Here is a 25858-nt window from a genome sequence, read left to right as displayed (position 1 = left end):
AAGTTGAGGAAGAACCTCTTCTCACTTGCAAACTTTAGTACAGTTGCAAACTTCATAACTTTCTTCTCACTTGCCAACTTTTTATTGATAACCGAAAGCCATAGAAAATTTGGAGGAAACACTTTGGAGAGCAGTAAATCCTTAGCTGCATGGCAAAAATCACAACAATTCATCCCCGGTGGGGTTAACAGTCCCGTCCGAAATTTCAGCAAAGTCGGCAGACATCCCCGTTTCATCGAACGCGGCGAAGGCTCGAAAATCTACGACATCGATGGGAACGAATATATTGACTATGTCGCCTCCTGGGGTCCCTTGGTTCTCGGACACGCGTATCCGAGTGTCATAGAGGCTATCCGTTCAATAGCAGTGAACGGCACGAGTTTCGGCGCACCGACGCCTCGCGAGACAGAACTCGCCGAAACCATTGTCAATGCAGTCCCCTCAATCGAACAGGTGCGACTCGTCAATTCTGGCACCGAAGCCACCATGAGCGCAATTCGTGTCGCCCGCGGGTATACCGGTCGTGATAAAATTCTCAAAATTGACGGCTGCTATCACGGGCACGTGGACTACCTATTAGCGAAAGCTGGATCGGGTATTGCAACGTTTGGGCTTTCCGATAGCGGGGGGGTCCCTGAAGATTTTGCACGCAATACACTCACAGTCCCCTTCAATAACCCGGACGCTGTCCGTGAAGCGATAGAAGCCAACCCGGACGAAATCGCCTGTCTCATTCTCGAACCGATTATGGGCAATATGGGCATCATCCCACCGCGTGAGGGGTATCTCGATCAGCTCCGTGAAATCACTGAAGAACACGGCATCGTGCTTATCTTCGATGAAGTTATCACCGGCTTCCGAGTCGCTTACGGTGGTGCGCAATCCTATTATAACGTTACACCCGACATGACCTGTCTCGGAAAGATTATCGGTGGTGGGTTGCCTGTCGGGGCATACGGCGGAAAACGGGACATCATGCGATGCGTTGCCCCAGAAGGCGAGGTCTATCAGGCGGGAACACTCTCTGGAAATCCGTTAGCCGTTACCGCAGGTATAGCAACGTTGAAACGTCTCGCTGAACCGGGGATTTATGAACACCTCGAAAACAGTGCTGCTGCCCTCGCAGCGGGTCTCGCCGAGGCGACCCAAAAACACGATGTTGACGCATGGCACAGTCGGGTCGGTTCGATGCTAATGCTCTACTTCACGCCAGAAAGTGTCACAGATGCCGATGGTGCACGCACAGCGGATACCGAACGTTTTCAACACTACTTCTGGGGACTTATAGAACGCGGTGTCTCTGTCGCGCCCTCCCAATTTGAGGCAGGATTTGTCTCCTTAGTTCACTCCGAAGAGGACATCAACAACACCGTTCAAGCCGCAACACAAGCATTGGCAAATCTCTAAAGGGAAAAGGCAGCCATACGGGGTGCCCTACATTATGTCCAACTTTGATCAAATCGTTGAATTGATTGCCGAGGATCTCAGTGCCGTTGAGGCGAAACTCACTGAAGATACCGTCAGTGAATATACGTTCGTTGACATGGCAGTTCAACACGTTGTGGAGGGTGGCGGTAAACGCCTCCGCCCGATTCTCGTTGTGCTTTCTGCGAAAGTCTGCGGATACGAAGGGAGCGATGCGCACACGCTTGCCGCCGTTGTCGAACTCATCCATGTCGCATCGCTCGTTCACGACGATGTCCTCGACGAAGCCGCGATCCGCCGGGGACGTGAGACGCTACAGACGAAATGGGGCAACAAAGTCGCAGTCCTCGTCGGAGATTACCTCCACGCACGCGTGCTTTCAATGCTTGTATCCCGCCGTGCGGACGATCCAGCGATGGCAATCCTCGCCGATACCACACAGGCAATGTGTGAAGGTGAGGTTATACACGCATACAAGAGCGGCGATTTCGACATCTCCGAAGCCGAATACCTCAAAATTATCAGTTTTAAAACCGGTAAACTGATCGCTGCGTCCTGCACCCTCGGTGCACATCTCGGAAACCCAACAGAAACACAACAAATTGACGCACTCACAACCTACGGACAACAGATCGGGACAGCCTTCCAAATTGTAGATGACCTGCTCGATTTCACAGAAGATTCCGATACATTGGGGAAAGACGCGTTCGGCGACCTCCGCGAAGGAAAACTCACCTTCCCCATCATCTATGCAAGATCTGTTTGCGATGACGATGAGAAACAGACGCTTGAAAAAGTGCTAAACCCTGGGACCGATGAAACCGAGGCGATTGCCTTTGTCGAGGCTCTGTTCCAACGATACGGTGTCGAGACCCACTGTTTGAAGATCGCCCAAGGCTATGCCGATCGCGCCAAAGCCGCATTGTCAACCTTACCGGAGATCCCTGCTCGCAGTGCCCTGGAACACCTCGCAGATTATGTTGTTTCACGCGAGTCCTAAAGGTAACATTAAAAAATGTTCTATCCTGCCCATATAAACCTTCAGGACAAGAAATGTCTCGTTGTCGGCGGGGGTACCGTTGCGGAGCGGAAAGTTGTCGCCATGCTCCTCAGCGGTGGCAATGTCACCGTCATCAGTCCGGATACCACGGAATTGTTGACGTTCCTCGCAAACATCGGCACAATCCGCTGGCACAAACGGCAGTTGCAGACCGGTGATACGAATGGCTATTTTCTCGTCTGTGCCGCCACCGATTTCACGGATATTAATTCTGCTGTCTTCACGGAGGCGCACGAAAAACACAAAATCCCCTTCGTCAACGTCGTTGATGTCATCCCACAATGCACCTTTGCCGCCGCTTCTGTTGTAACCGATGGTGAGATTCTGTTGAGCATCTCAACGAGCGGTAAAAGTCCCGCGACGAGCCGTCGTATCCGTGAACACTTTGAGAAGATCCTGGATGCCACTTCGTTATATACACTCGGATACGAAGATGGTAAGCCCATACCAATTGTCAGTGAAAGAGAAGGGCAAGCACTCCCGTATCCCGTTTACCTTCTATTGGAAAATCGTAAATGTGTTGTCGTGTCCGAACAGAAAACACCCGAAGTTGAACGCCGTATCTCTCTGTTAGACCGATGTGGTGCCTCTGTCGTCCACATCTCGCCCGACGAGATGAAACCCTATCACCTTGAAGACGCGTTCCTCGTTATTGCGGACAAACGCTCTGCTGTAGATTACCCTCTGAATACCAACCCGCCTTACCCCCCTTATCAAGGGGGAATTGGCATTCGGGAATATCTCGATGAACCGAACGCTGGGACCCACTTTACACCCGAACTCATCATAGACGACAACCTGATAATTAGCGTATCGGCGCGAAGTAGCACAGGTATTGACAAGGCGAAACGCCTACATAAAAAACTCACCAACGAGTTTGAAAACAACGGCTACGGTGTATTTATTGAATTCCTCGGAACGCGCCGCGCTGAGATTCTCAAGGCTTTCCCGACCCCTAAAAAGCGTGCCGACTTCTTTGAAGGGCTGATCGACACCGTTGAAGAGGCGGTATCGGGTTTACAAATCCCTTCTACAACATGCTGCCTCGGTCTCACAAATCCTGAATGCTCCGCCGAATGCCTTTTCAACTGGGTTCGTCACGGTAAACTGGAACATGCCAACACCTTTACCTCCAAACGACTTGACAAAGAACAGAGACGTTGTTAAAATTGCACGAAAAACATGATAAATTTTCTATTTCTCATTACCCTTTTAATATACTTAGCGGCAGGCATTTTCCAGACCCTCTCGCTGGCGATTGGGGCTCGGACTGACGCCTCCGCAATTCGTCCAACAATTGAGCAGATCGCTTTTTGGTGCACCCTCATCGGCTTCGCTTTTTTAACCGTCTTTATCGCGCTCTGGTGGCTCCAGCAGGGGCATTTTCCAATGACCCACTGGACCGACTCCACTGCCTTCTTCGCTTGGGCAATCACCCTGATTTATCTCATCATCGTGCGTTTGACACATCTCCGCACCCTCGGTAGTTTCGTGATGCCGGTTGCGTTCATCGCTATACTCATCTCATACAGTTTTGCTACGCATACAGCTGCGCTGCCTGAGCCGTTGCAAAATTACTGGCTTCTGGCACACACAACACTCATCTTTCTCGCTTATGCGGCGTTCATCGCTGCCTGTGGGTTCGGACTCATGTATCTCATAACAGAACGGAAAATCCGCAGAAAGACAGACACCCTTTTTGATAACCTTCTTCCGTCTCTCGGTGTTTCCGATATCCTCGGGTATCGTTGCGCCATTTTAGGTGTGATTTTACTGACAATGGGCGTCATTGTCGGGAGTCTCTGGACGCAATACATCCGAGATGTGCCGTGGAGATGGCTCGATGCAAAGGTAATCTCCACCTTGGTGACGTGGTTCATCTATATCGCCCAAATCGGTATCCGCCAATTTTGGGGGTGGCACGGACGCAGAGCGGCGTATGCCGCAATCATCGGTTTCGTTGCTGTCCTTTGTACATACGTTGGTGTGGATCTCTTTTTAGACAGCATGCATACATATCGTTAGGAATATTTAGTTTTAAGAATTTATTAAATCGTTCAAATTGATGGACAATCAGTGATTTCCGACTACGAGTAAGTGGGTTTGTAGTCGTGCGATTCATCGCACGTTCTAAAGTTGTATATAACGGGCAATAAATGGTTTCCCTACTACGAACCAGTCTAATCTCAGTCCTAAATTTGACACAACCCCCGATATGTGATATAATTTAGCAAACGTATGAAGGATGTCCCACGTTTTTAGATTTTTTGGGTAACAGGAATGAACCAGCTCGTCTCCATCGGAACCAGCCACCACGTCGCGCCCATTGAATTCAGGGAAAGGTTGGCGTTTTCCGAAGAACAACTCATTGAATCCCATCAGCACCTGCGTGAATCCGATCAGATCCAAGAGTCAGTAATTCTCTCGACCTGCAATCGGGTAGAAGTCTATGCAGTCCTGAATTCAGTGCGGACTGCCGAAGCCGCCGGCAAGGTATTGGCTGAATTCCTCTCCCGATGCCATCAGATTGATACGGCATCACTGAAGAAATGGACGTATCTCCATCATAACTTGGAAACAATCCAGCATCTTTTCAGAGTCATATCGAGTCTGGACTCCATGGTTGTCGGTGAGTCTCAAATACTGGGTCAAGTTAAAGATGCCTACGACACCTCACGTTCAGCAGGCAGCTCGGGGCCTATTCTCAACCGCCTTTTCACGAAAGCCTTCAGCGTTGGCAAACGCATCCGATCCGAAACGACAATCACCACCGGTGCCGTCTCCATCAGTTATGCCGCCGTTGAACTCGCCAAAAAGATTTTCAACACCCTCGAAGGCAAGACCGTCGCGATTATCGGGGCAGGAGAGATGAGCGAACTCACAGCAAAGCATCTCATTGCAAATGGGGTCTCCAACGTGATTGTTGCAAATCGGACATACCAACGGGCGGTAAAAGTTGCGGAGAAGTTTAAGGGAACCCCTCTTGCCTACGACAGCGATCTCAATTTCCTCATTGATGCCGATATTGTCATTAGTTCTACCAACGCTCCCGACTACCTCATCAAGCGACAGCCTCTCGTCAACATTATGCGGAAGCGGAAACACCGATATATGTTCCTCATCGATATCGCTGTCCCACGCGACATCGATCCGGATGTGAGCAAACTCGACTCGGCGTTCCTCTACAATATCGATGATCTGGAAGCCGTTGTCGCCTCTAACCTCCAAGACCGGCAACAGGAAGCCATCCACGCAGAACAGATTGTCTCTGAAGAAGCCAAACGCTTCTACGACCAATTGCAAGTCTTTCAAGTCAATCCTACGATTAAAGCATTGCACCAGCAGTTTCGACAGATAGCCGACACCGAATTGCAAGCGTGTTTCTACAAAACAACACTCTCCGACGCGCAAGAGGAAGCCATCGCCTCCATGACGCAGGCAATCGTCAAAAAGCTGCTCCATCATCCGATGAAGAACCTGCGTGGTGCTGTCAACGACGGCGATGCCGATCACGGGCAATATATTCAAGCACTACAGGAATTGTTCGTTTTGGATGTTAACGATGAGAACCCAGAATAGCCATCAGTGGTTAGTACAATGAAAATTAGAAGCAAAAACAAAGTCCGCAACAACGACGCGGGCGACTCGTCGGAAAGGAAATCCGTCAAACAGGAAACCTCCTCAATTGCTCCGCAAGGGAAAATTAAAAAACTCGTAATTGGGACACGCGGCAGTCAACTCGCGCTTTGGCAGGCACACTTCGTCAAAAATCAATTGGAACGCCATTTCCCCACCTTGGAAGTCTCCCTCAAGACCATCAAAACTACCGGTGATACAATCCAAAACCGCTCGTTAGTTGGCCTGGGCAAAGGTATTTTCACGAAAGAGATAGAAAACGCGCTCTTAACCGGCACCATCGACCTCGCTGTCCACAGTTTGAAAGACCTCCCGACAGAATTGCCGGAGGGGCTTTGCATTGCCGCCATCCCGACGCGAGAAGACCCGCGCGACGTGCTGGTCACAGACACAGGATCGCCTTTAGAAGACTTGCCGGAAGGCGCGAAGATCGGCACGACAAGCCCACGCCGAAAAGCGCAACTCCTCTATATCCGTCCAGATCTGCAAGTCGTTGATGTGCGAGGCAACATTGATACGCGGTTGCGTAAACTTTACGAAACCGATCTCGACGGAATTATCCTCGCTGCGGCAGGCATCAAACGGCTCCTCGATCCAGAAATTATCACACAATTCTTTGACACGGAACAGATGGTCCCGGCGGTTGGACAGGGCGCGCTCGGGATTGAAGTGCGGGAGGGCGACGATAGGGTTGAACAACTACTGCTGCCCCTGCATGACCCTTCAGCAACAGCAGAAACCACAGCGGAACGAGCTGTTTTGGAAAGTCTCGGTGGCGGATGCCAAGTGCCGATTGGTGCACATGCGAAACATGTTGCGGGTGAACTCTCGCTCATCGGTGCGGTTTGTCATCCAGACGGGACGCGACGTATTGTGGGGAGCACCACGGGAACGCCAGATATAGCACAACACCTGGGCGGAATTGTTGCCGAAAAACTTCGGAACAGTGGGGCAACAGAACTGTTGAAGGAACAGGAGAACGATAAATGAACACACCGAGCACAGGTATTGTTTACATCGTAGGCGCTGGTCCCGGCGATAGAAAACTCATCACGCTCAAAGGTGTGGAGTGCCTTCAACGCGCCGATGTTGTCATCTATGACCTGTTGCTAAACGATGCGTTGTTGGAACATTGCCCCGTGCACGCCGAAAAAATCAAAGCCCCTGACCCAAGAACCCGAACGACACGCCAAAATGAGCTCAATCATTTGCTGGTTGAACATGCCAAAGCGGGTAAAACTGTTATTCGCCTGAAAGGCGGCGATCCGTATATATTCGGACGCGGTGGCGAAGAAGCGGTTGCTCTCACGGAAGCCGGTATCCCATTCGAGATTGTGCCGGGTATCACGTCTGCGATTGCTGCTGCTGCGTATGCTGGCATCCCGGTCACACACCGCGACTATGCCTCATCGGTCGCTTTTGTGACGGGGCATTCGGCGGCACTACGTCCAGATTCAAACATCAATTGGGCACACCTCGCCACAGCCGTCGATACGCTCGTTGTCTACATGGGGGTTGCGCACCTCCATCAGATTGTGGAGCGTCTGATCGCACACGGTAGAGACCCGCAAACTCCAGTCAGTTTAGTCCGCGTCGGAACGACACCGCAACAGCACATCGTCCAAGGCACGCTTACCGACATCGTGCAAAAAGTGGAGGCGGCGCAACTCAAAAGTCCGGCGGTTATCGTTGTGGGAGAGGTGAACCGACTACGCCGGCACCTCCGATGGTTTGATACCAAACCCCTTTTCGGGAAGCGGATCCTTGTCACACGTGCCCGTGCACAGGCAAGCGAATTCGCAGGTCTTTTGGAAGCAAACGGCGCAGCGGTCATCCAATTCCCCACGATACAGATTCAACCCCTTGAGGATGTGGACATACCGCCTCCCAACGCATACGATTGGGTTATCTTCACGAGTGCCAACGCCGTTGAAATTTTCTATGAACGTCTACGGGAAAGCGGAAAGGATGCCCGAGCGTTGGGTAGGAGCTGTATCTGCGCAGTTGGTGCGAAAACAGTGGAGGCTTTAAATCGCATCGGGATTCATCCCGATTTTGTTCCTTCTCACGCTCGCGGCAGTGCGATTGCCGCTGAAATGAAAGACGTGAATGGAAAGAAAATCCTCCTGCCACGTGCGAAAATCGCCGCTGCCGATCTCCCCAACGGTTTGCGCGAGAAGGGGGCACACGTCAACGATGTGCCGCTTTATGATACCCTCAAAGTGGCGGACGATGATGATAAAAGGCGAGACGACATCGAAGCAGACCTCCTGAACGGTAGCATCGACTTTATCACATTCACCAGTTCATCAACGGTTACGAATTTTTTGGAGATGTTCCCCGCACACACACCTACAGCCTTACTCGCGAATGTCCAGGTCGCCGTGATCGGTCCCACAACGCAGAAAACGGCACTGGCGCGTGATATACGGGTCGACGTGGTTGCGAAGGAGGCATCCGTTGAAAGTCTTGTGGACGCAATTATTGAGGCATGATTTATTATAGTAAAACCCACAATGCCGTAGCGCAAACTAAAAGTTTGTGCTACAAAAAGGAGATTACATTATGAAAAACCAAATTTTCTGTTATAGCGCGCTCGTTTGCTTACTTATGTTCAGTGTTGCCTGCATCGCAAACGCCGCAGACGAATCCTTCGGGGATCCCTTTGAGAAGGGGAAGTTGCAAAATCCGAATTGGAAATGGCAAAACGAACCCCCGGATTGGGATGTCGGTGAAACCCGCGCGGATCACCTATATATCGACAGTGAAACCAACCGAAACATCTGGGCATCGGATGAATCCCACTTTCTCTATCAGGAAACGGATGCTGAGATGTTTGATGTCGAAACCCACTTCTTTTCCAAATGGGACACCGATTCCGGTGTGAATGGCCTTCTCGTCAAAAGCCCGAAGGACAATAACTGGGTCACCATCAAATTCTGGTCGCGGGATGCGGGTGCTAAAGGGCAACTCCAGTTCCAGACCCGGGAGGCGGGTGTGCCTGGCGGTCCACCGGATCCACCGTGGCGTCCCGACTTCGGGGATACGGAGTTGTTCCTCAGGCTCCAGAAAGAGCGAGATACTTACACGGCGTGGTATAAGATGGACGCAAATGACGATTGGACAGACTTCGGTGCAGGCGACTTTAAGATGACACCCCCGTTGTGGCTCGGAATTTATGCGGGTGTCGCTTCAGGAGTGGGTTCCTTAGAGGTGGAATACGAGTATTTCCAAGACAATGTGACACCGTGGGGGGTTGAACCTGAAGGCAAAGTGGCGACAACGTGGGGGATACTGAAGGCACGCTATTAGCGTTACGATCAGGATCATTTTAAGTAAGGGCACCCCTCGTGGGTGCCCGCATATATCGGTTCAAGCCAACCTCCCAAACCTATCCGAAAATCGGGAAAATATAAGGCACAAGCACTTTTTGATAGACAGTAATCGTTCCGAAGATCGAATAGTAGCCTGCACACAAGAGGAGTCCAATCTGCTTCCACAAGGGTGCTTGTATCTCAGGTGGCAAGAATTTCCGGTTCACGTAAAGCGTATGTATCGCTGAAAACACAAGGAGATACCCGCCAATCGTTGCCGATACGAGAATCATGAAAAACGGTTTCGCGAGATACATGGCGATGATACCCCAGACGATATAGACAGCGAGTATCGGATAGTAGATCCATTTTGCGCTGTTTTCACCCAAGTTTCGCGCCCGTCTCACACCGGTCCAAATAATATCTGTAAAGCCGCGCGGCACACCGTCCACACCACCGAGCTGCGTCGAAAACAGCACCCAGAAACCGCAGAGGAGTGTGAGATACCACATAATTCTACCGCCTTTTGCCTCAAGTCCCTGCGCTTGCATCGCTGCTGCCGACCACTGTCCCATCTCCTGCCCTAAAGGCACATACTGCAAGGTCAGCATTGCGGGGAGTGCGATACCGACAAAACATCCGATCATCCAGATGTAATACTGCTCAAATCGGACGTATTTCCACCACTCCTTAAACCGTTCGAGGTTCTCCGGTGTGATGCGAAACACTTTGCCCCAGTGCGAAAGCGTCACGTGTTGTCCACCAATCATGGAGGGAATCGCCCCCACGAGACTGCTCATGCCCCAGCCTTTATCGCGCACGTAATGGGTAATGCCGACATTGCCTAAGCCGCCGCTGCCTGCATACGCCGCGAACGCACCGACCAACAACCAATTGATCTGTTCGTCTTCTCCGCCAGTTGGAAATGCGCCGAAACTCAAGAAACCTTTGATAACTTTCCACCATGTGCTCGGTGACACCATAAACAGATCGACGATGACCAGGTAGCCGATAATCCAAACCACCATAAAGAGTGACACCTTCTCAAGGGAGTTGTAAATCTTCCCGCCGAAGAGCACAATGCCGAGACAGGAGAAAAAGATGAGATATGCGAATACACGCACTGTCCCGCCATCTGCGTCCTGGGGCATATAGCCGAGCCACGCAGCAGCGAGTGCCGTCGCAGCCGTCATCGCCCAACCGGGCCAAATCCCGAAAAAGTTGATCCCCGAATAGAAAGACATCCAGAAGCCAGCCCCGGGTTTACAGCGCATATAACCGCTCATCATCGGTTCGCCGGTATAGAGCGTATAGCGGATCGCCTCTGTATTCAGAACGACTTGAAGTAGGATGGCGATTGTTGCGATCCAGAGCAATGTGCCACCGTATTGTGCGGTAATTGCGGGCCCCAGTAGCCATTCACCACTCCCAATTGAACCGCCTAACGCGATGATACCGGGACCCAAGATATTTCGGAATGCTTTCCCAAATTGATACGGGGGCGGTGCAGGTAAATCATCGACTTCCCAATCAGGGAGCGTGCCGCCCCCTACACGTTCTTTGGTTTCTGCCATATTTCATACCTTCTTTTAAAGTCCGTAAAGTGTTCTAAAGTGTTCTAAAGTCTGTAAAGTTGTAAGAGGCACTTGGATGTTCCAAACATCTCTTCCAACTTCCGAACTTGCAAACTTTAGCACACTCGCAAACTTTTTCCTGCTATAGCACACTCGCAAACTTCCTCCCACCTCAGAACACTTCGCTTGTTTTTCCCTACCATTCCCAACAGATGGGAACGTCCAACTTCTCAGCAATACCAGCGAGACCGCGTAAATGGTCTACATGGATCGGAATGCCGTTTTCAAGGTAATTATCGTAGTTATTCCACTCAATTTCGCCGGGGAGATATGCCTGTTCCACGCCTTCTGCCGTTTTCGAGGCGTGAATTTTGTCAATACCTCGCTGGATTTCCGCAACGTAACCCGCGTAGTCTGTGAAACTCGCAACGTCCATCGCAAAAAAGAAGTGTTCAGAGGGGTCGCCTGCCTTATTACAAGCCATCAAGCCACCGCTCAAAGGACCCGCTAAGATGCCCATGATGAGTGCCAATCCGTAACCCCGGGGTCCCGCTGCGGGTGCGAGGAAACGTCCCTTCTCTGGATCGTTGGTGGGTTGCCCCGTTTCATCTATGAGCCACCCTTCAGGAATCGGTTTTCCATACATTCGGAGTGTGCCGATCTTCCCCCATGCGGAAACACCACACGCCATATCCAACACAATCGGATGCCCATCGCCAGTAGGCAAGGCGTAACTCATGGCATTATTGGCGACTACGGCTTCTGCACCCCCGGGTGCTACAATAGAGGCGCCCCCTGTGTTCGTCGTTGAAAACCCGATCATCTGGTTCGATGCCGCCATAATTGCGTAGCATGCCGCTGCCCCGAAATGGCCGGCGTTGCGAACCCCTGCGGCAGCGATACCCGTTGTCTTCGCTTTCTCTATCGCCGTCGCCATTGCGAACGTGCTTGCGAGATGTCCCATTCCGTTATCTCCGTCAACAACAGCGAAACTCGGTCCCTCAGTTGCAATGCGGAGGTCAGGTTGTGGGTTCATCTTCCCGTCAAGCACGAGATTAAGGTAACCCGGTAAAGCGCGGGTGCCGTGTGAATGCACACCCCGCAAATCCGTGAGGACCTGATGTTTTGCGATTGTCTCTCCATCCTCGGAACGCAAGCCTGCCTTTTCACAAAGCGTCCGAGCGAAATCGTGTAACTTCGCTGAATCTACCACAATTTCCTGCATAACATCCCCTCCAGTTAAGAATTTATCGTCCATTCTACCAGAGGCGCGGTTACGAATCAAGCACAATCCGATATTTGAATCGTGGACGAAGTTTGATGAAGACGAGTATTTCGATTGAAACGCAAGAAACACTTGACATGAAGGACTGTTCCAGACTAAAATTAGCAACGGAGGATAGACCGTCATGTCGAACAAGGGAGCATCGTTCCTTGCCTTTCTCATAGTGGTTTTGGTCAGCCTTGCGGGGAATGCTGCCGCACAAACACCCCAAGAGCTTTACGGACGTGGTATGCAGGCCGCGCAGCGCGGACAATATACACAAGCACTCCGATACTTTCAGCACGCCATCCAAGGCGACCCTGCCTCTGCGCAAGCATACGCTGGACTCGGAACCGTTTACATTCAGCTTGGTCAATTCGCTGAAGCGGAAGGCGTTCTCAAACAGGCACTGGATATCGCGCCAGGACTGCTACAAGCCGAAGCAAATCTCGCTTTGCTCTACACAAGAACCGGGCGCAATGACGCAGCAATTGACCTCTATGGAAAACTCAGCCGAAACCACCCAGCCTCCCTCCAAATACAGGTTGGACTCGCAACGGCTTATCAGAAAGCCTCGCGGTTTGCAGAAGCCATAGAAGTCTACCAGCGGACGCTTGACCTTTCACCGAAACTCGCGGAAGCCATGACGAATCTCGCCTCCTGCTATGAAGCCGTCAAACAACAGGAACAGGCAATTCGTTATTACGAATCGGCGTTAGCCGTGAACCCTGAACTTTCGATGGCAAACGGGAACTTAGGTGCCATTTATCAAAAGCAGGGAGAACTGGACAAAGCACGTCCACTGTTAGAGAAGGCGATTCGTCTGGACCCTAATTTTACGGCGGCTTCCTATAGTCTGGGTTTAATCGCATCAAAACAACGTGCATTCCAGCGCGCTGCTGACTTATACCGCAGGGTCATCGCACAACAACCCGACCATATCGGGGCGTATTATAACCTCGCGCAGGCACTGTTCCGATTAAAGCAGTCGGCGGAAGGCAAACGCGCCATGGAAACCTATCGGCGTCTAAACGCAATTGCCCAAGAGATTGACACCCGCGAGCGCGCGATTCTCCTGGAACCGAGCAACCCGCGCAAACAGTATCAACTCGGACGCACTTACGAAAAGCATGGGAAATTCGATAAGGCACTCGAAGCGTATGAGGCAGCAGTCAAACTTCAGCCAGAATACGCCGCGGCACACTATAAACTCGGCAAACTCTACTTCCGCAAAGGCAGGTTGAGCGAAGCAGAAAACGCCTATCTCAGCGCAATTGCGGTTGCGCCAGAGCAAGCCGCCCTGCACGCTGGATTGGGGGCAGTCTATTATGTGCAAGACAGGTTTGAGGACGCACTTGCTGAATACAAAACAGCCGTAGTCTATGACGCTTCATTGGTGCATGCCCAGGTCGGGATCGCTGTCATCCAGCACCGTCGCGGCAAATTTGAGGACGCACGCGCCGCGTATCAGAACGCTTTAAAGTTAGACGCAGACGCACATTACGCCCTAAACGGATTGGCACGGCTTTATCTTGAAGATGCCTCCAGCAGCGGAACCCAGTCCCTACCGACAGGGCAAAGAGCGGCTAAAATCCAAGAAACCATCGCTTTGGCTGAGAAGGCTGTCCGTTTAGCCCCGATCCCACAATACCTACAGACCCTTGCCTTAGCTTACTTTCAGGCAGGGGCGCATCAAAAAGCACTGAAAGCGATTCAGACCGCCATTGAAATGGAACCCGAAAACGATGCTTTTCGACAGACCTTGGCAAAGATGAAGGAGGCCAATGAAAAGACGAAGTAAGAGTATAGGCATTTTAATTCTCATCGGAATCGCAATTGTCGCACAAGGGGTCCCTATCCGCCCTGTGAACGCCGATACTCACATTCAATTCGTTGATGTAACGCAGGAAGCGGGTATCCGTTGGAAACACGTCGACGGACGGAGCGGACAGAAGTATTTCATGGAGACGCTCGGTTCCGGTGCCGCTTTCTTTGACTACGACAAGGACGGAGACCCCGATCTATATTTCGTTAACAGCGCACCCCTCCCCGGTTACGTCTCACAAGAGATCCCGACCAATTGTCTCTATCAAAATAACGGCGATGGCACGTTCACAGATGTTACCGAAAAAGCCGGCGTCGGGGATACCGGTTACGGACACGGATGTGCCGTGGGCGACTATGATAACGACGGGAACCTGGATCTTTACGTCACAAACTACGGGATCAATCGGCTCTACCGTAATAATGGCGATGGCACATTTACGGAAGTCGCGGAATCCGCAGGTGTGACGGAGCCGCGTTGGAGCACGGGCTGCGCCTTTGCTGACTACGACCGAGACGGCAACCTGGATCTCTATGTTGTCAACTACATCGTCTTTGACATCGATGAGAATCCGTGGTGTGGATTCAAGGAAAAAGGGATTCGCGCCTACTGTGAACCCGATAACTTCACTGCCCAATCCGATACACTCTATCGCAACAACGGTGACGGCACGTTCACCGACGTAACAAAAACAGCGGGTATCTACAATACCACGGGCAAAGGGTTAGGGGTCGTCTGGGGAGACTATAACAACGATGGCACGCCTGACATCTACGTCGCTAACGATTCCACAGAAAACCTATTTTATCACAATACTGGGGACGGCACTTTTGAAGAGGTCGGTTTCATGGTCGGCGTTGCCCTCAGCGAAGACGGTGTCGCTGAAAACGGTATGGGCACTGCCTTCGGCGATTGGAATAACGACGGTTGGCTCGATCTCACCGTCACGAATTATGCCCAACAGACGAATACCCTCTACCATAACGACGCAGACGGCTTCTTCACAGACGCAACGGCTACGACAAAAACCGCACAACTCACCTATCCCTATCTCGGTTGGGCAACGGCTTTTATCGATTACGACAACGATGGATACCAAGACCTCTTCGTTGCTAACGGGCATCTACACGAGAATCTCGCTGAACTCGGACAGGAAGGCACCTATGGGCAACGCAACCTGCTCTTTCAAAACAACGCGAACGGCACATTTACCGAAGTCTCCGAAAGTCTCGGTCCGGGCATGAAGTTGGAGGATGTCAGCCGCGGTGCCACCTTTGCAGACTACGACTTAGATGGTGATATCGACATCGTGGTGACCAATTCCAACACGGCACCCCGCCTTTTACGCAACGATGGTGGTAACCGAAAAAACTATTTGCAGCTCCGATTGACAGCGACACACGGTTCCACGGATGCGATTGGGACGCGGGTTAAGATTACGACGGGACCCCTCACACAGACGCGTGAGGTGCGGAGCGGAGACGGCTATCTTTCACAACAGGACCTCACACTGCATTTCGGGATTGGGAATTACGAACGGGTGGACAGCATTGAGGTGCTGTGGCAGCGTGGAACAAAGCAGTTAATCCAAAACGTCTCTGCAAATCAGGTGTTATCTCTCGAGGAAAATGGAAATGAATAAAGATTCGGGGTTAGAAACCCCGCCCACATCGGATGTCATCGAACGCCATTATTGGAAGGCGGTCACTTTTCTGGTGATACTGATTTTAGTCGGCAGCGGATTTTGGGGGGTGCGGCGGTTTGCGCCTGCAGTGTTCCTTGGAAAACCGGATTTAATTGCCGTCCCGAACGAGGAACGTCCACACAGCCAAACAACAGAGACGTTAGCATCCAGCAAGCCCGAACTTCTCAACATCAACACCGCCTCTACGCAAGAGCTGCAGACCCTCCCGAACATCGGTCCACAGATGGCACAACGGATCGTCGACTATCGCAAGCAACACGGCACGTTTGCCAGTGTGGATGCTCTCCAGAATGTCAAGGGTATCGGTGCAAAGACGCTGGAGAAATTAAGACCCTTCGTTGATGCGAAGTAATTATATCCCTATCCTACCCGTTTCTGTGAAAATGTGCTGGACGGGTACATCCCACGTCTGTGGGAACGTATCTTCCACAAGTTGCACCCCATACGCCAATCCGATCGCCACAGCGTGTGGACACCTTGTGAGAAACCGGTCATAGAAACCCTTGCCGTATCCGAGGCGATACCCATTCCGATCAAAAGCGATACCGGGAACAACGATGAGTTGAAGGTGTTCAATTGGAAAGAGTGGGCATGCCTCACTCGGTTCCAACATGCCATAACGATGGCGCCCCACCTCTGTTTTCAGGTTCTGAATCCGTCGCGGGATGAGGTCCATCTGTTCTGTATCTACGACAGGGGCACATACCTGCTTGCCTGAATCCAATAACTTCTCAAGCAAACCGGTGGTTTCAACCTCGCTTCTCATATTCAGGTAGAGCATCACAGCGTCGAACCCCTCACACTGTATCCAGCGTGCAGTGGCATCAAGGATACGCTGGCTGCACCGTGTCCGCGCTTCCGAGGGGAGTGCCTCACGACGGTGGCGTGTTTCCGCGCGGACGCGTGCCCGTTCAATCGCGATCTGCATCGTTTCTACTTCTGGTATCGGACTTTTCCAGCAACTTCCACGGTATCAACAATCGCCATGATTACAGCGTCGACCGGTTTGTTGCCCGTTACTTGGGTCTGACGCGCGGAACTGCCGGTAGCAACGAGGACGATTTCGCCGATACCTGCCCCGACTGCATCTACCGCGACGGTATATATCCGCTCGACCTCTCCGTTGAGATCCACATTTTGGACAACCATCAGTTTGCTTCCGATTAATTTCTCATCTTTCTGCGTCGCGACGATTGTCCCGGTAACTTTTCCAAGGATCATTTAATAAAAAACCTTTCACTTTCTTTCTCGTCTTCACCATTGAATATCATCAAGTGCCTCTGCCGCCATAACTTCTTCAAAGAGTGCATCGAGTTGTGAGATATAGTACGGCATAGAAGTATTATACTGTTATTCCCCGTCGAAGGTCAACCTTTTTTTCAGAGAGTTTTCAGGACCCGGCCTGGTGGATATAACTCTATCCTGTTCCTGGCACCCCTTTACTGCAGAACCCCAACTTTCCAAGGTATGCGTTGGGGTTCACTATAGAGTTGGGAGCATTGACGTGTTTTTGTATGTCCACAGGTTTCGGGACACTGCAGGGTCTATCTCGTCTGTAGCAACCTGCGTTATATTCCGCCAAAAGTGCATCCGAAAATGTGTATAGACAGTAGAACTGGAATATCCTTAAGACATCGGCAAGCGAAATTGACAAACGTCCGCTAATGTGCTAAACTATTCTTAAGTTGTTGTTTGATTCTCTGGGAAAGTGGAGGATAACTTGAGTCGAAATCATACCGATGTCATCATTATTGGGGCGGGCATTATCGGATGCAACATCGCTTACGACCTCGCTAAACGAAACGTAACATCGTTAATCATCGACAAAGCATCCGCTGTCGGCACAGAAGCCTCATGGGCAGGTGCGGGAATTTTAACCTCACACGCCTCAACAGATGCCCCGTATCCCACCTTGTGTCGAGCGAGCCTTGCACGCTACCCTGCATTAGCGGAAGAACTTCGAGCAGAGACCCAGATAGATATTGAGTTAATCGAATGTGGGACACTGTCGGTATTCTTCAATCCAGATGAAGCGGCAGGATTAATCGGTCTCGCAGATCGGCGGGTGAAACGCGGTTTTACAGCAGAAGTCTTGACGGCGGAAGAAGCCTGGCAGTTGGAGCCTGCGCTCTCAAAATCTATCGCGGGTGCCGTTTTCTTCCCGGAAGACGCGCACGTCCGTAATCCGAAGATGGTGATTGCACTCGCCAAGGCTGCAGCGAAGTTCGGTGCGCAATTCCAAATGGGGAATCCTGTCACCGATTTTATCCGAGTGAGGGAGGACGGCGCGGAACACGTCGTGGGTGTCGTCGTGAACGGTGAAACCCATTACGCAGACACGTTCGTGATTGCCGCAGGCTGCTGGACAGGCACGCTTACGGCTCAACTTGACGTTCCGATTCATGTTGAACCTGCGAAAGGACAGATCGTCCTCGTTGAAGCGATGCCGCCGCCTTTCGAGCGAACCATCGATGGACTCGGCATCTATATCGTCCCGAGAGCCGACGGCAAGATTCTACTCGGAGCGACGGTGGAATTTGTCGGCTATGACAAAACCGCAACCGTGGACGGTGCGAAGCAGATGATTGACGCAGGAATCGCCATCGCGCCGCAACTCGCGCAGAGCACCTTCGTGCAAACATGGGTGGGTCTACGTCCTTACGCCAAAAAGGGGCCCCTTCTCGGTTACCTACCGGGGTATGACAACGTTGTTTTGGCATCAGGACATTTCAAAAATGGTATTCTGCTCGCGCCGATTACAGGACAACTTATCGCTGAACTGATCACCACAGGACAGCCATCGTTGCCCTTGGAACCCTTTCAGCCAACAGGGATGTAACGGATATTCTCACAGGCTTTAGGGATTAAATTTAAAGGCGTGAATATTTTTTTAATTTTAAATGAATTATTTCAAAACATAAGGGTTAAAGTTTAAATAATCTTTTTAATGGTCGAAAAATGGGTATAAACACTACCCTATCTGACGAATAAACTTAGAAAGGAGTTTTCAAAATGCGTCAGTACGTTTTGTGTTTAACGGAGGCAATGCCTCACGCTGGAGATGAACGTGACAATTCTTTGGGGGATTGGATCTCCCTGAAGACACGGGCATTTAAAATTGCCACTGCATGCCGTTGTTGGACGAAGACCCGATTATGGAGAAGGCATAGACCGAGGAGTGAACAAGCAGGCATCCTCCGTTACGGAACGGAAGGAGGGGTGCGCGCCTTCGCTTGAGAAACTCCTCTTTTGAGGAGACAAGCATGTTACACACTGACGAACAGTTGATGCTCTCTGTGAAGGACGGAAACAGAGATGCATTCCGAATTTTAACCGAGCGTCACTATACAAACACTTTAAATTTTATCTATCGATTTGTCAAAAACCGGACACTTGCGGAAGACCTCTGTCAAGAAACGTTCCTACGGGTGTGGCGCTGTGTGCCAACGTATCGCCCGATCGCGAAATTTAGAACGTTCCTTTATCACATCGCCAAGAACGTATGTTTGAAAGAGTTAGCGAAGGATCAGAGAACACCGCAGATTGAATCTTTAGATGCCCCTTATAGCGATGAAGATGAAAACTCTCACCCCATTGCGGTTGCTATCGCAGACTCCAACTATTCTCCAGAGGCGTTACTTATCGCCAAGGAGACTTACGAGGCAATCCAAGCTGCAATCAACAAACTGTCGCAAGAACATCAATTAGTGTTTCAGCTGACAGAAGTTCAAGGATTGTCTTACCAAGAAGTTGCCGAGATCGTTCAATGTCCGATTGGCACTGTTGCCTCACGCAAAAACGCTGCGATTCGACAACTCCGGAAATTTTTGGCACCTTACAGGACCAGCTTCTAATAGAGGTTCTTAGGCTTCAACATATAAACTCCCTTGGCACTCTGGCGTCCGACTTCATGCCAGAGTGCTTTTTTTTACAGGAAGACTTACGGAAAAGATAGACGCTCCATACCCCCTATACTTATGGGTAACAGTAAGCCCTAAAGGGCGAGGTTTTAGTCTCGAAGGTTTTGATAATTCAATGGACAATTGCAACGGATTGATATATGATGTGACTTTAGACAGCACAGAAATAGCCTCTCCCCTCTTAGCAAGTCTCAGAGAACAGAAAGGAACGTAATACCATGGAAAACGCACGTTCCCACGTGAAGGCACTCACCTTTGATGTCTTCGGCACGGTTGTGGACTGGTACAGTTCAATTGTCGCCGAAGGCAAAGAATTCGGGGACACTCACGGCATTGACCTCGATTGGGCACAATTCGCCTTGAAATGGCGCGCCGGTTACGGGCCCGCGATGAACAGGGTTCGACAAGGCAAATTACCGTGGCAAAACATTGATGCCCTGCATCGACTCATTTTGGATAGCCTCCTTGACGAATTTAAAATCGAGGGCTTGAGCGAAGCCGATAAAGACCACCTGAATCGGATCTGGCATCGACTCAAACCGTGGCCCGATGCAGTCAGTGGCTTGCAACGACTCCGCACGCGGTATATCATCGCTACGCTCTCTAACGGCAACGTTGCCTTGCTCACCAATATGGCAAAATTTGTGGGGCTACCCTGGGATTGTATCCTGTCTGCCGAGTTAACGGGGCATTACAAGCCTGATCCTGAAGTTTACGAAACTGCTGCTGCGCTGCTCGGTTTGTCTCCGCATGAAGTTATGATGGTCGCCGCACACCCTGGCGACCTCCGCGCCTCGCAAACCGTCGGTTTTCAAACAGCGTTGGTGCCGCGCCCGTTGGAATACGGACCCGGCAGAACGCAAGGCGTAAATGCGCATCCATCTGACCTCGTCGCCAATGATTTTAACGAGTTGGCGGATCTATTAGGAATAGCATAGTTTGTACCGCAAGGAAAATTAAAAAATGGATAAAATCCGAATTGCTTTTATTGGCTGTGGTGGCATGTCATCGCAATTGCAACAGTGCATACCGATGGTGCCAGAATTTGAATTTGTCGCTACCTGTGATCTCGTCGAAGAGAAAGCAGCATCGAACGCCCGAAGGTTCGGGGCACTCCGTCATTATACCGATTACAATGAGATGTTCAAAAATGAAGACCTCTACGCAGTGGCTGTCGTCGGTAGACCGGAGGACAAACTGCACCGTGACATCGGTATTGAGTGTCTTCAACGCGGTTATCATATCTACACGGAAAAGCCGCCCGCGACGACGGCTGCAGGCGCGAAGACGCTCGTCGATGCGTCGGTTGAGAGCGGTAAAACTGGGATGGTCGGCACGATGTGGCGACATGCGCCTGCACACCAGATTGCCAAGCAGTTGATGGACGAAGATGCGTTCGGTGAAGCCTGTCAATACCATACCCGATACCTCGCCCCGGGCCCGCGTCTTCAGGAAGCCGGATCCCCGTTTGCCTGGCCCTTTATGCTCGATCAGGTGATTCATCCGACCGACTGCATGCGTTTCTTTATGGGACAGGTTAGCGAAGTCTACGCCACAGGCACAGTTGATGCCGCATCGAGTACGGTTTCAATGTCCGTGAACCTTCGTTACGCGAACGGCGGCATCGGCACAATGACGCTCGGCACTGGTCCGGTTTTAGAAGCCATGGTTTTCGTCAAAGGCTCCGGCAATCAGGCAATCCAAGTGTTGGAGACACGCAGACTGCGCCGTTATCGTATGCCGACATGGCTCAACGCGGGGGGTGGCTATGCCGACACACCGACCGAGGAATGGGACCTCAACACCGCATTCCATAGCATCGGTAGACCGGGTTATCTCGAAGAGATGCAGCATTGGGCAGAATCGCTGCAGGCGGGGACACAACCCCATGCAAGCCTCGAAGATTCCTATCAGAACATGCGTGTTTTGGAGGCAATTAGCGATAGTATTGAAACCGGAGAGGTTGTTCAAATTCCAGTGTAACTTATAGCACAGAGAGATTTAGTTTTTTCGGAACCTTGATTCTTAAGCAAGGTCGTTGTATTGGAGATAAACGATGAGACAAGTAGTTATTTATCCGGGCGAAGATGGTTATTGGATCGCCGAATGTCCCAGTTTACCCGGTTGCATCAGTCAAGCTGAAACCAAACAACAGGTGGTTAGCAGCATTAGAGAGGCAATTGAGGGTTATATTGTTGTACTTAAAGAGGACGGATTACCAGTCCCTGAAGAACATTTTGAGGCATTATTGTTAGCTGTATGAGTGGTTTACCGAGAATTTCAGGACGAGAATGTATGAAGACGCTTGCTAAAGTCGGTTTTTACGTAAGGCGACAGCATGGCAGTCACCTGATTTTGCGTCGTGACAACCCGTTCGCACAAGTTGTTGTGCCTAATCACAAGGAACTGGATAGAGGCACCTTGCGCAGCATTATCAGACAGGCACAACTTGGGGTCAACGAATTTATGGAGTTGCATTCATCTAAATAGCGTTGCATTCATTGCGGAGGAATATCTTAGAAAAGGAACGAAGAAACTACTATGGATTGGGCACCCCGTGTAAAACCCATCAAAATCCGGCGACTCTACCGATATGCTCGGCTCGGTATCTACGATGATACATTGCTACAGGATGTCGGATGGGAACTCTATGCCCGGTGTACGGACATCGCTACAGTTGCCGACGTTTACCGAGGTGGACGTGTGCCGTGTCCGAAGTGTCGCACAAAGGTAACGCGCCGCATTGACCCGCTCTTTAGTAAGGGTGAAGGTGGCACGCACGAACACTGGTTTCGCTGTCCACACTGTGACAAGCGATTGCTCTGGCGCGACTGCCGTCAAGCACTCCGTAATACACCGAGATGCTTTACGTGCCACGCCGCACTCCTGAAAACCGACGTATTGCGGTGTACGTGCGGGAAGACCTGGTCCCAAGAAGCGTATAAGCAATCCGTGAGAACCCGTGTCCTCTTACCGTGTCCGCACTGTTTTGGTCTTGTCCGCAGACCGGATCCACCTCCGATGGATCAAACTACCCAAAAACGGCGATCCGAATCTGAGTTGAAATGCCCGAAGTGTCAAGGCATCGCAGTCCATCAGCATGGGAATATTGAATGTACAGTTTGCAGTTACAAACGTCGATGGCGGGATTACCGGAAGAGTTTAAAAAAGAAGGATGAGAAACTCGAATGTCCGAACTGTCAATATACCTTTAGATGGCAGGCGTGGCGTAAAAGCACCCGTTCACTCCGAACCGGCAATCCGGGACCCGCACGCGAATTCGTTAAAAAGTGGCTCACGTGCCGCACACCGCAACAGCGCATGATACAGATTGATATCCTACTTCAGACGCTGCACGGGAGAGGTCCGTTAGCACCTCTGTTCATTGATAGTGGTGAACATAAGATCCGCCAGATGCTTGACGATCTGGCCTCACAAAGGTAAATGCTATGCAAGGTTCAGCCATCACGCCGCAATGGAAAGCGGGAATGAACGATCTCTAATCAACAATCGAAATTGGTGACTCAGGAGGAAAACCATGAAAGTTTTGTTCTTTATAACCCTTATTATCGGCATGGTGATATCTGGTACACTTTGGGCGAAAAATCTGGCACTGGAGTTAGATGGCGCGACGGCTATCGAAGTCCCAAATAGTGACAGCTTAAATCCCAAAACCGAGATAACGATAGAGGCGTGGATGAACATGAGCAAACCCGTCGGCGAGTGCCTTGCAAAGGACTGGGGCGGCCAACGGGATTACATCTTTCCAGAAATTGTCCAAAATGGAAACGGATTACGGTTTGTCCTTTGGCCCGGCACGAAAATCCTGGATGTCCCTGGACTGGAGCCGAACGAATGGCAACATGTCGCTGGAGTCTGGGACGGTAAAGAGATGCGGACATATATTGATGGGGAGGAGAAGGGTGCCGCACCTTTCGGAGCAAAGGAATTAGCCGCAACCGATGCCTCACTGTATATCGGCGTGGGTGATAGTAAAAGTTGGTTCTGTACAGGGTCTATTGATGAAATCCGTATTTGGGAAGTCGCTCGAACTGAAGAAGAAATCAACGAATTCATGATGAAGGTTCTCAACGGCGATGAAGAGGGCTTAAACGCCCACTACACTTTCGATGAAGGCAACGCCAACGATAATACCCAAAACGGCAACAATGGCGACGGTGGGTTTGGAAAACCGAACTACATTGATGTTACCAACGCCTTGGATCTCGAACCGCTTTCTGTTGACCCGGAAGATAAACTGACGACAACATGGGCATGGGTGAAACAAATCCGATAATACGCTTTCGGATATATATTACAAGTCCCCCTGATAAGGGGGATTTAGGGGGTTTCTTAGTTGTATCAACTTTCAGATGAGATTCTCTCGTTTTATAGACAGACGCAAGAGTCGAAAAGACTCACAAACACTGTCAAAGGACAGATAGAATTTACGCGGACGCAAGAGATCATCACACGCTATCTACCTGAACCCCCAGCAGTCGTTTTGGACATCGGCGGAGGTTCGGGTCCTTATGCCTGTTGGTTAGCAAAGGTAGGCTATGAAGTCCATCTCGTGGATCCTGTGGATTTACATATTGAACAAGCGAAAGAGGCCTCAAATCAACAGATAGAACACGCGATTGCCAGCATATCACTTGGCGACGCGCGGGCACTGCGGTTCCCCTCAATGTCAGTGGATGCCGTTCTGTTATTGGGACCGCTCTATCATCTGATTGATAAAAGTGAACGGCTGCTTGCCCTCGGCGAGGCACATCGTGTCCTGCGAAAGGGAGGCGTTATGCTTGCTGCGGGTATCTCACGCTTCGCGTCTCTGCTCGACAGTTTTTTTGAGGATCGATTCAGGACTCCTGTTCACATGGACATCGTTCAAAACGACCTTGAAACGGGTTACCATCGTAACCCGACCGAGAGCCTTAAGTACTTTACAGACGCGCATCTTCACCGTCCGGAAGCCCTCGGTTCTGAAGTGGTCGAAGCCGGTTTTCAGCATCAGGCAACGCTGGCTGTGGAAGGACCGGCATGGCTTTTCAGGTCTGTTGAAAGCTACTGGACATATCCTGAGCAACGCGCTGCGGTTTTGGATTTAATTCGGAAAGTCGAAGCGGAGCCCTCAATACTCGGTATGAGTGCGCATGTCCTTGCAATAGGAACGAAATAGAGGTGATTGATAATGCCTGAAGGTCAAGTGGTTCACAAGACGAAGACCCCTATCACGATAGAATCGCTGCAAGCGGATTTTAAAGCACTCGGTATCAAAAAGGGGACGGTCTTACTCGTCCATTCGTCCTTGAGCGCGATGGGATGGGTGTGTGGCGGTCCCGTCGCCGTTATTATCGCGCTTCAGGAAATCTTGGGGGAAACTGGCACACTTGTGATGCCAACACACTCGACTGACCTCAGCGACCCAAGTCAATGGGAGAACCCGCCCGTGCCGGAGTCGTGGTGGCAAACAATACGCGAAACGATGCCCGCCTACGATCCCGATTTGACCCCGACCCGTTCGATGGGCAAAATTGTGGAAACATTCCGAAGGCAAAAAGGCGTTCTTCGTAGTGTGCATCCGCAGAGCTCCTTTTGTGCGAGCGGTCCTCAAGCCCTTTATGTCACAGATAATCATTCTTTAAGATTCGGTTTGGGCGAAAATTCACCACTTGCCAGAATTTACGAATTGCAGGGTTCCGTTCTGCTCCTCGGTGTTGGGCATTCAAACAACACGTCTATACATCTCGCAGAATATCGAGCAGACTTTCCGACCAAACGCCTCGTCCGAGAGGGTGCCCCAATCTCAGAGGCAGGTTCGAGGACATGGACAACTTTTGAAAATATCGATATAGATGCTTCGGATTTCGATCGAATCGGTGAGGATTTTTTGCGGTCTGATGCGGGAAAAGTGGTTCAACACGGCAAGGTCGGCAACGCGAACTGCCAACTCATGCCACAACGTGCTGTGGTTGACTTTGCCGTCAAGTGGCTTGAGAAAAATAGAACATAGGGCGATCTGCTGAATCTAAAAAAAATGATTTTTCGTTACGTATATGTTTTGAACCCTCTCCAGACTAATGAAGTTTCATAATTTAATTCGGTAATATTTTTATATGTGTTATGTTACTGCCA

26 protein-coding genes are annotated in these 25858 nt (G+C 50.8%); 22 read left to right on the top strand and 4 right to left on the bottom strand.

Annotated features, from left to right (window positions below; translation table 11 throughout):
• Positions 1-123 precede the first annotated feature (123 nt).
• The 8 genes from hemL (at position 124) to F4X88_00095 (ending at position 9433) form a co-directional block, all read left to right on the top strand.
• A complete protein-coding gene (hemL, locus tag F4X88_00130; protein MYA54675.1) occupies positions 124-1407 on the top strand; it encodes a glutamate-1-semialdehyde-2,1-aminomutase in 1284 nt (427 codons plus the stop codon).
• Positions 1408-1441: 34 nt separating this feature from the next.
• Complete coding sequence (locus F4X88_00125) at positions 1442-2425, top strand: polyprenyl synthetase family protein (protein MYA54674.1); 984 nt, start codon at positions 1442-1444, stop codon at positions 2423-2425.
• Positions 2426-2440: 15 nt separating this feature from the next.
• On the top strand, positions 2441-3652 hold the full coding sequence (locus F4X88_00120) for a hypothetical protein (protein ID MYA54673.1): 1212 nt from the start codon (positions 2441-2443) through the stop codon (positions 3650-3652).
• 15 nt (positions 3653-3667) lie between these two features.
• Complete coding sequence (locus tag F4X88_00115; protein MYA54672.1) at positions 3668-4510, top strand: hypothetical protein; 843 nt, start codon at positions 3668-3670, stop codon at positions 4508-4510.
• Positions 4511-4765: 255 nt separating this feature from the next.
• Positions 4766-6064, top strand: coding sequence for a glutamyl-tRNA reductase (locus tag F4X88_00110; protein ID MYA54671.1), 1299 nt, complete (start codon positions 4766-4768; stop codon positions 6062-6064).
• Positions 6065-6082: 18 nt separating this feature from the next.
• Positions 6083-7111: a hydroxymethylbilane synthase gene (gene hemC, locus F4X88_00105; protein ID MYA54670.1), complete on the top strand. Its 1029-nt coding sequence runs from the start codon at positions 6083-6085 to the stop codon at positions 7109-7111.
• Positions 7108-8616, top strand: coding sequence for a uroporphyrinogen-III C-methyltransferase (cobA, locus tag F4X88_00100; GenBank protein MYA54669.1), 1509 nt, complete (start codon positions 7108-7110; stop codon positions 8614-8616). Before hemC ends, cobA begins: the two co-directional genes overlap by 4 nt.
• A gap of 70 nt (positions 8617-8686) precedes the next feature.
• Positions 8687-9433, top strand: coding sequence for a hypothetical protein (locus F4X88_00095; GenBank protein ID MYA54668.1), 747 nt, complete (start codon positions 8687-8689; stop codon positions 9431-9433).
• A 79-nt stretch (positions 9434-9512) separates the two neighbouring features.
• Here the strand turns inward: F4X88_00095 and F4X88_00090 are convergent, their stop codons facing one another.
• Complete coding sequence (locus tag F4X88_00090) at positions 9513-11009, bottom strand: hypothetical protein (protein MYA54667.1); 1497 nt, start codon at positions 11007-11009, stop codon at positions 9513-9515.
• Between the two features lie 196 nt (positions 11010-11205).
• Positions 11206-12456 carry an Ldh family oxidoreductase gene (locus F4X88_00085; protein ID MYA54666.1) on the bottom strand — a complete coding sequence of 417 codons (1251 nt, stop codon included), beginning with the start codon at positions 12454-12456 and terminating at the stop codon, positions 11206-11208.
• Here F4X88_00085 and F4X88_00080 point away from each other — a divergent pair.
• The 3 genes from F4X88_00080 to F4X88_00070 are packed head-to-tail and all read left to right on the top strand — an operon-like array spanning position 12419 to position 16155.
• A complete protein-coding gene (locus F4X88_00080; protein ID MYA54665.1) occupies positions 12419-14074 on the top strand; it encodes a tetratricopeptide repeat protein in 1656 nt (551 codons plus the stop codon). The genes F4X88_00085 and F4X88_00080 overlap by 38 nt on opposite strands.
• The gene (locus F4X88_00075) at positions 14058-15740 is read left to right on the top strand and encodes a CRTAC1 family protein (protein ID MYA54664.1); all 1683 of its coding nucleotides are present in this window, start codon (positions 14058-14060) and stop codon (positions 15738-15740) included. Before F4X88_00080 ends, F4X88_00075 begins: the two co-directional genes overlap by 17 nt.
• Positions 15727-16155: a helix-hairpin-helix domain-containing protein gene (locus F4X88_00070; GenBank protein MYA54663.1), complete on the top strand. Its 429-nt coding sequence runs from the start codon at positions 15727-15729 to the stop codon at positions 16153-16155. The genes F4X88_00075 and F4X88_00070 overlap by 14 nt, the downstream gene beginning before the upstream one ends.
• Here F4X88_00070 and F4X88_00065 read toward each other — a convergent pair whose 3' ends face one another.
• Positions 16156-16731, bottom strand: coding sequence for a 5-formyltetrahydrofolate cyclo-ligase (locus F4X88_00065; GenBank protein MYA54662.1), 576 nt, complete (start codon positions 16729-16731; stop codon positions 16156-16158). It lies immediately after the preceding gene.
• A gap of 5 nt (positions 16732-16736) precedes the next feature.
• Positions 16737-17024, bottom strand: coding sequence for an ethanolamine utilization protein EutN (locus F4X88_00060; protein MYA54661.1), 288 nt, complete (start codon positions 17022-17024; stop codon positions 16737-16739).
• A gap of 487 nt (positions 17025-17511) precedes the next feature.
• Between F4X88_00060 and thiO the strand changes: the two genes are divergently transcribed.
• The 11 genes from thiO (at position 17512) to F4X88_00005 (ending at position 25736) form a co-directional block, all read left to right on the top strand.
• Positions 17512-18642 carry a glycine oxidase ThiO gene (gene thiO, locus F4X88_00055; GenBank protein ID MYA54660.1) on the top strand — a complete coding sequence of 377 codons (1131 nt, stop codon included), beginning with the start codon at positions 17512-17514 and terminating at the stop codon, positions 18640-18642.
• 173 nt (positions 18643-18815) lie between these two features.
• On the top strand, positions 18816-19040 hold the full coding sequence (locus tag F4X88_00050; GenBank protein MYA54659.1) for a hypothetical protein: 225 nt from the start codon (positions 18816-18818) through the stop codon (positions 19038-19040).
• A gap of 26 nt (positions 19041-19066) precedes the next feature.
• Positions 19067-19657, top strand: coding sequence for a sigma-70 family RNA polymerase sigma factor (locus F4X88_00045; GenBank protein MYA54658.1), 591 nt, complete (start codon positions 19067-19069; stop codon positions 19655-19657).
• 284 nt (positions 19658-19941) lie between these two features.
• Positions 19942-20661 (top strand): haloacid dehalogenase type II, encoded by a 720-nt coding sequence (locus F4X88_00040; protein ID MYA54657.1) that lies wholly within the window; start codon positions 19942-19944, stop codon positions 20659-20661.
• A 25-nt stretch (positions 20662-20686) separates the two neighbouring features.
• Positions 20687-21706, top strand: a complete 1020-nt coding sequence (locus F4X88_00035) for a Gfo/Idh/MocA family oxidoreductase (GenBank protein ID MYA54656.1) — start codon at positions 20687-20689, stop codon at positions 21704-21706.
• Between the two features lie 73 nt (positions 21707-21779).
• A complete protein-coding gene (locus F4X88_00030) occupies positions 21780-21986 on the top strand; it encodes a type II toxin-antitoxin system HicB family antitoxin (protein MYA54655.1) in 207 nt (68 codons plus the stop codon).
• Complete coding sequence (locus tag F4X88_00025; GenBank protein MYA54654.1) at positions 21983-22213, top strand: type II toxin-antitoxin system HicA family toxin; 231 nt, start codon at positions 21983-21985, stop codon at positions 22211-22213. Before F4X88_00030 ends, F4X88_00025 begins: the two co-directional genes overlap by 4 nt.
• Before the next feature lie 51 nt (positions 22214-22264).
• Entirely contained in the window at positions 22265-23167 is a 903-nt protein-coding gene (locus F4X88_00020; protein ID MYA54653.1) for a hypothetical protein, read from the top strand.
• A gap of 94 nt (positions 23168-23261) precedes the next feature.
• Positions 23262-24020, top strand: a complete 759-nt coding sequence (locus F4X88_00015) for a LamG domain-containing protein (protein MYA54652.1) — start codon at positions 23262-23264, stop codon at positions 24018-24020.
• Between the two features lie 60 nt (positions 24021-24080).
• Entirely contained in the window at positions 24081-24902 is an 822-nt protein-coding gene (locus tag F4X88_00010) for a class I SAM-dependent methyltransferase (protein ID MYA54651.1), read from the top strand.
• 12 nt (positions 24903-24914) lie between these two features.
• Positions 24915-25736 (top strand): AAC(3) family N-acetyltransferase, encoded by an 822-nt coding sequence (locus tag F4X88_00005; protein ID MYA54650.1) that lies wholly within the window; start codon positions 24915-24917, stop codon positions 25734-25736.
• Positions 25737-25858: the final 122 nt, after the last annotated feature.

The sequence above is a fragment of the Candidatus Poribacteria bacterium genome (assembly GCA_009839745.1).
GTDB lineage: Bacteria > Poribacteria > WGA-4E > WGA-4E > WGA-3G > WGA-3G.
This window is presented reverse-complemented; position numbering and strand designations above follow the sequence as displayed.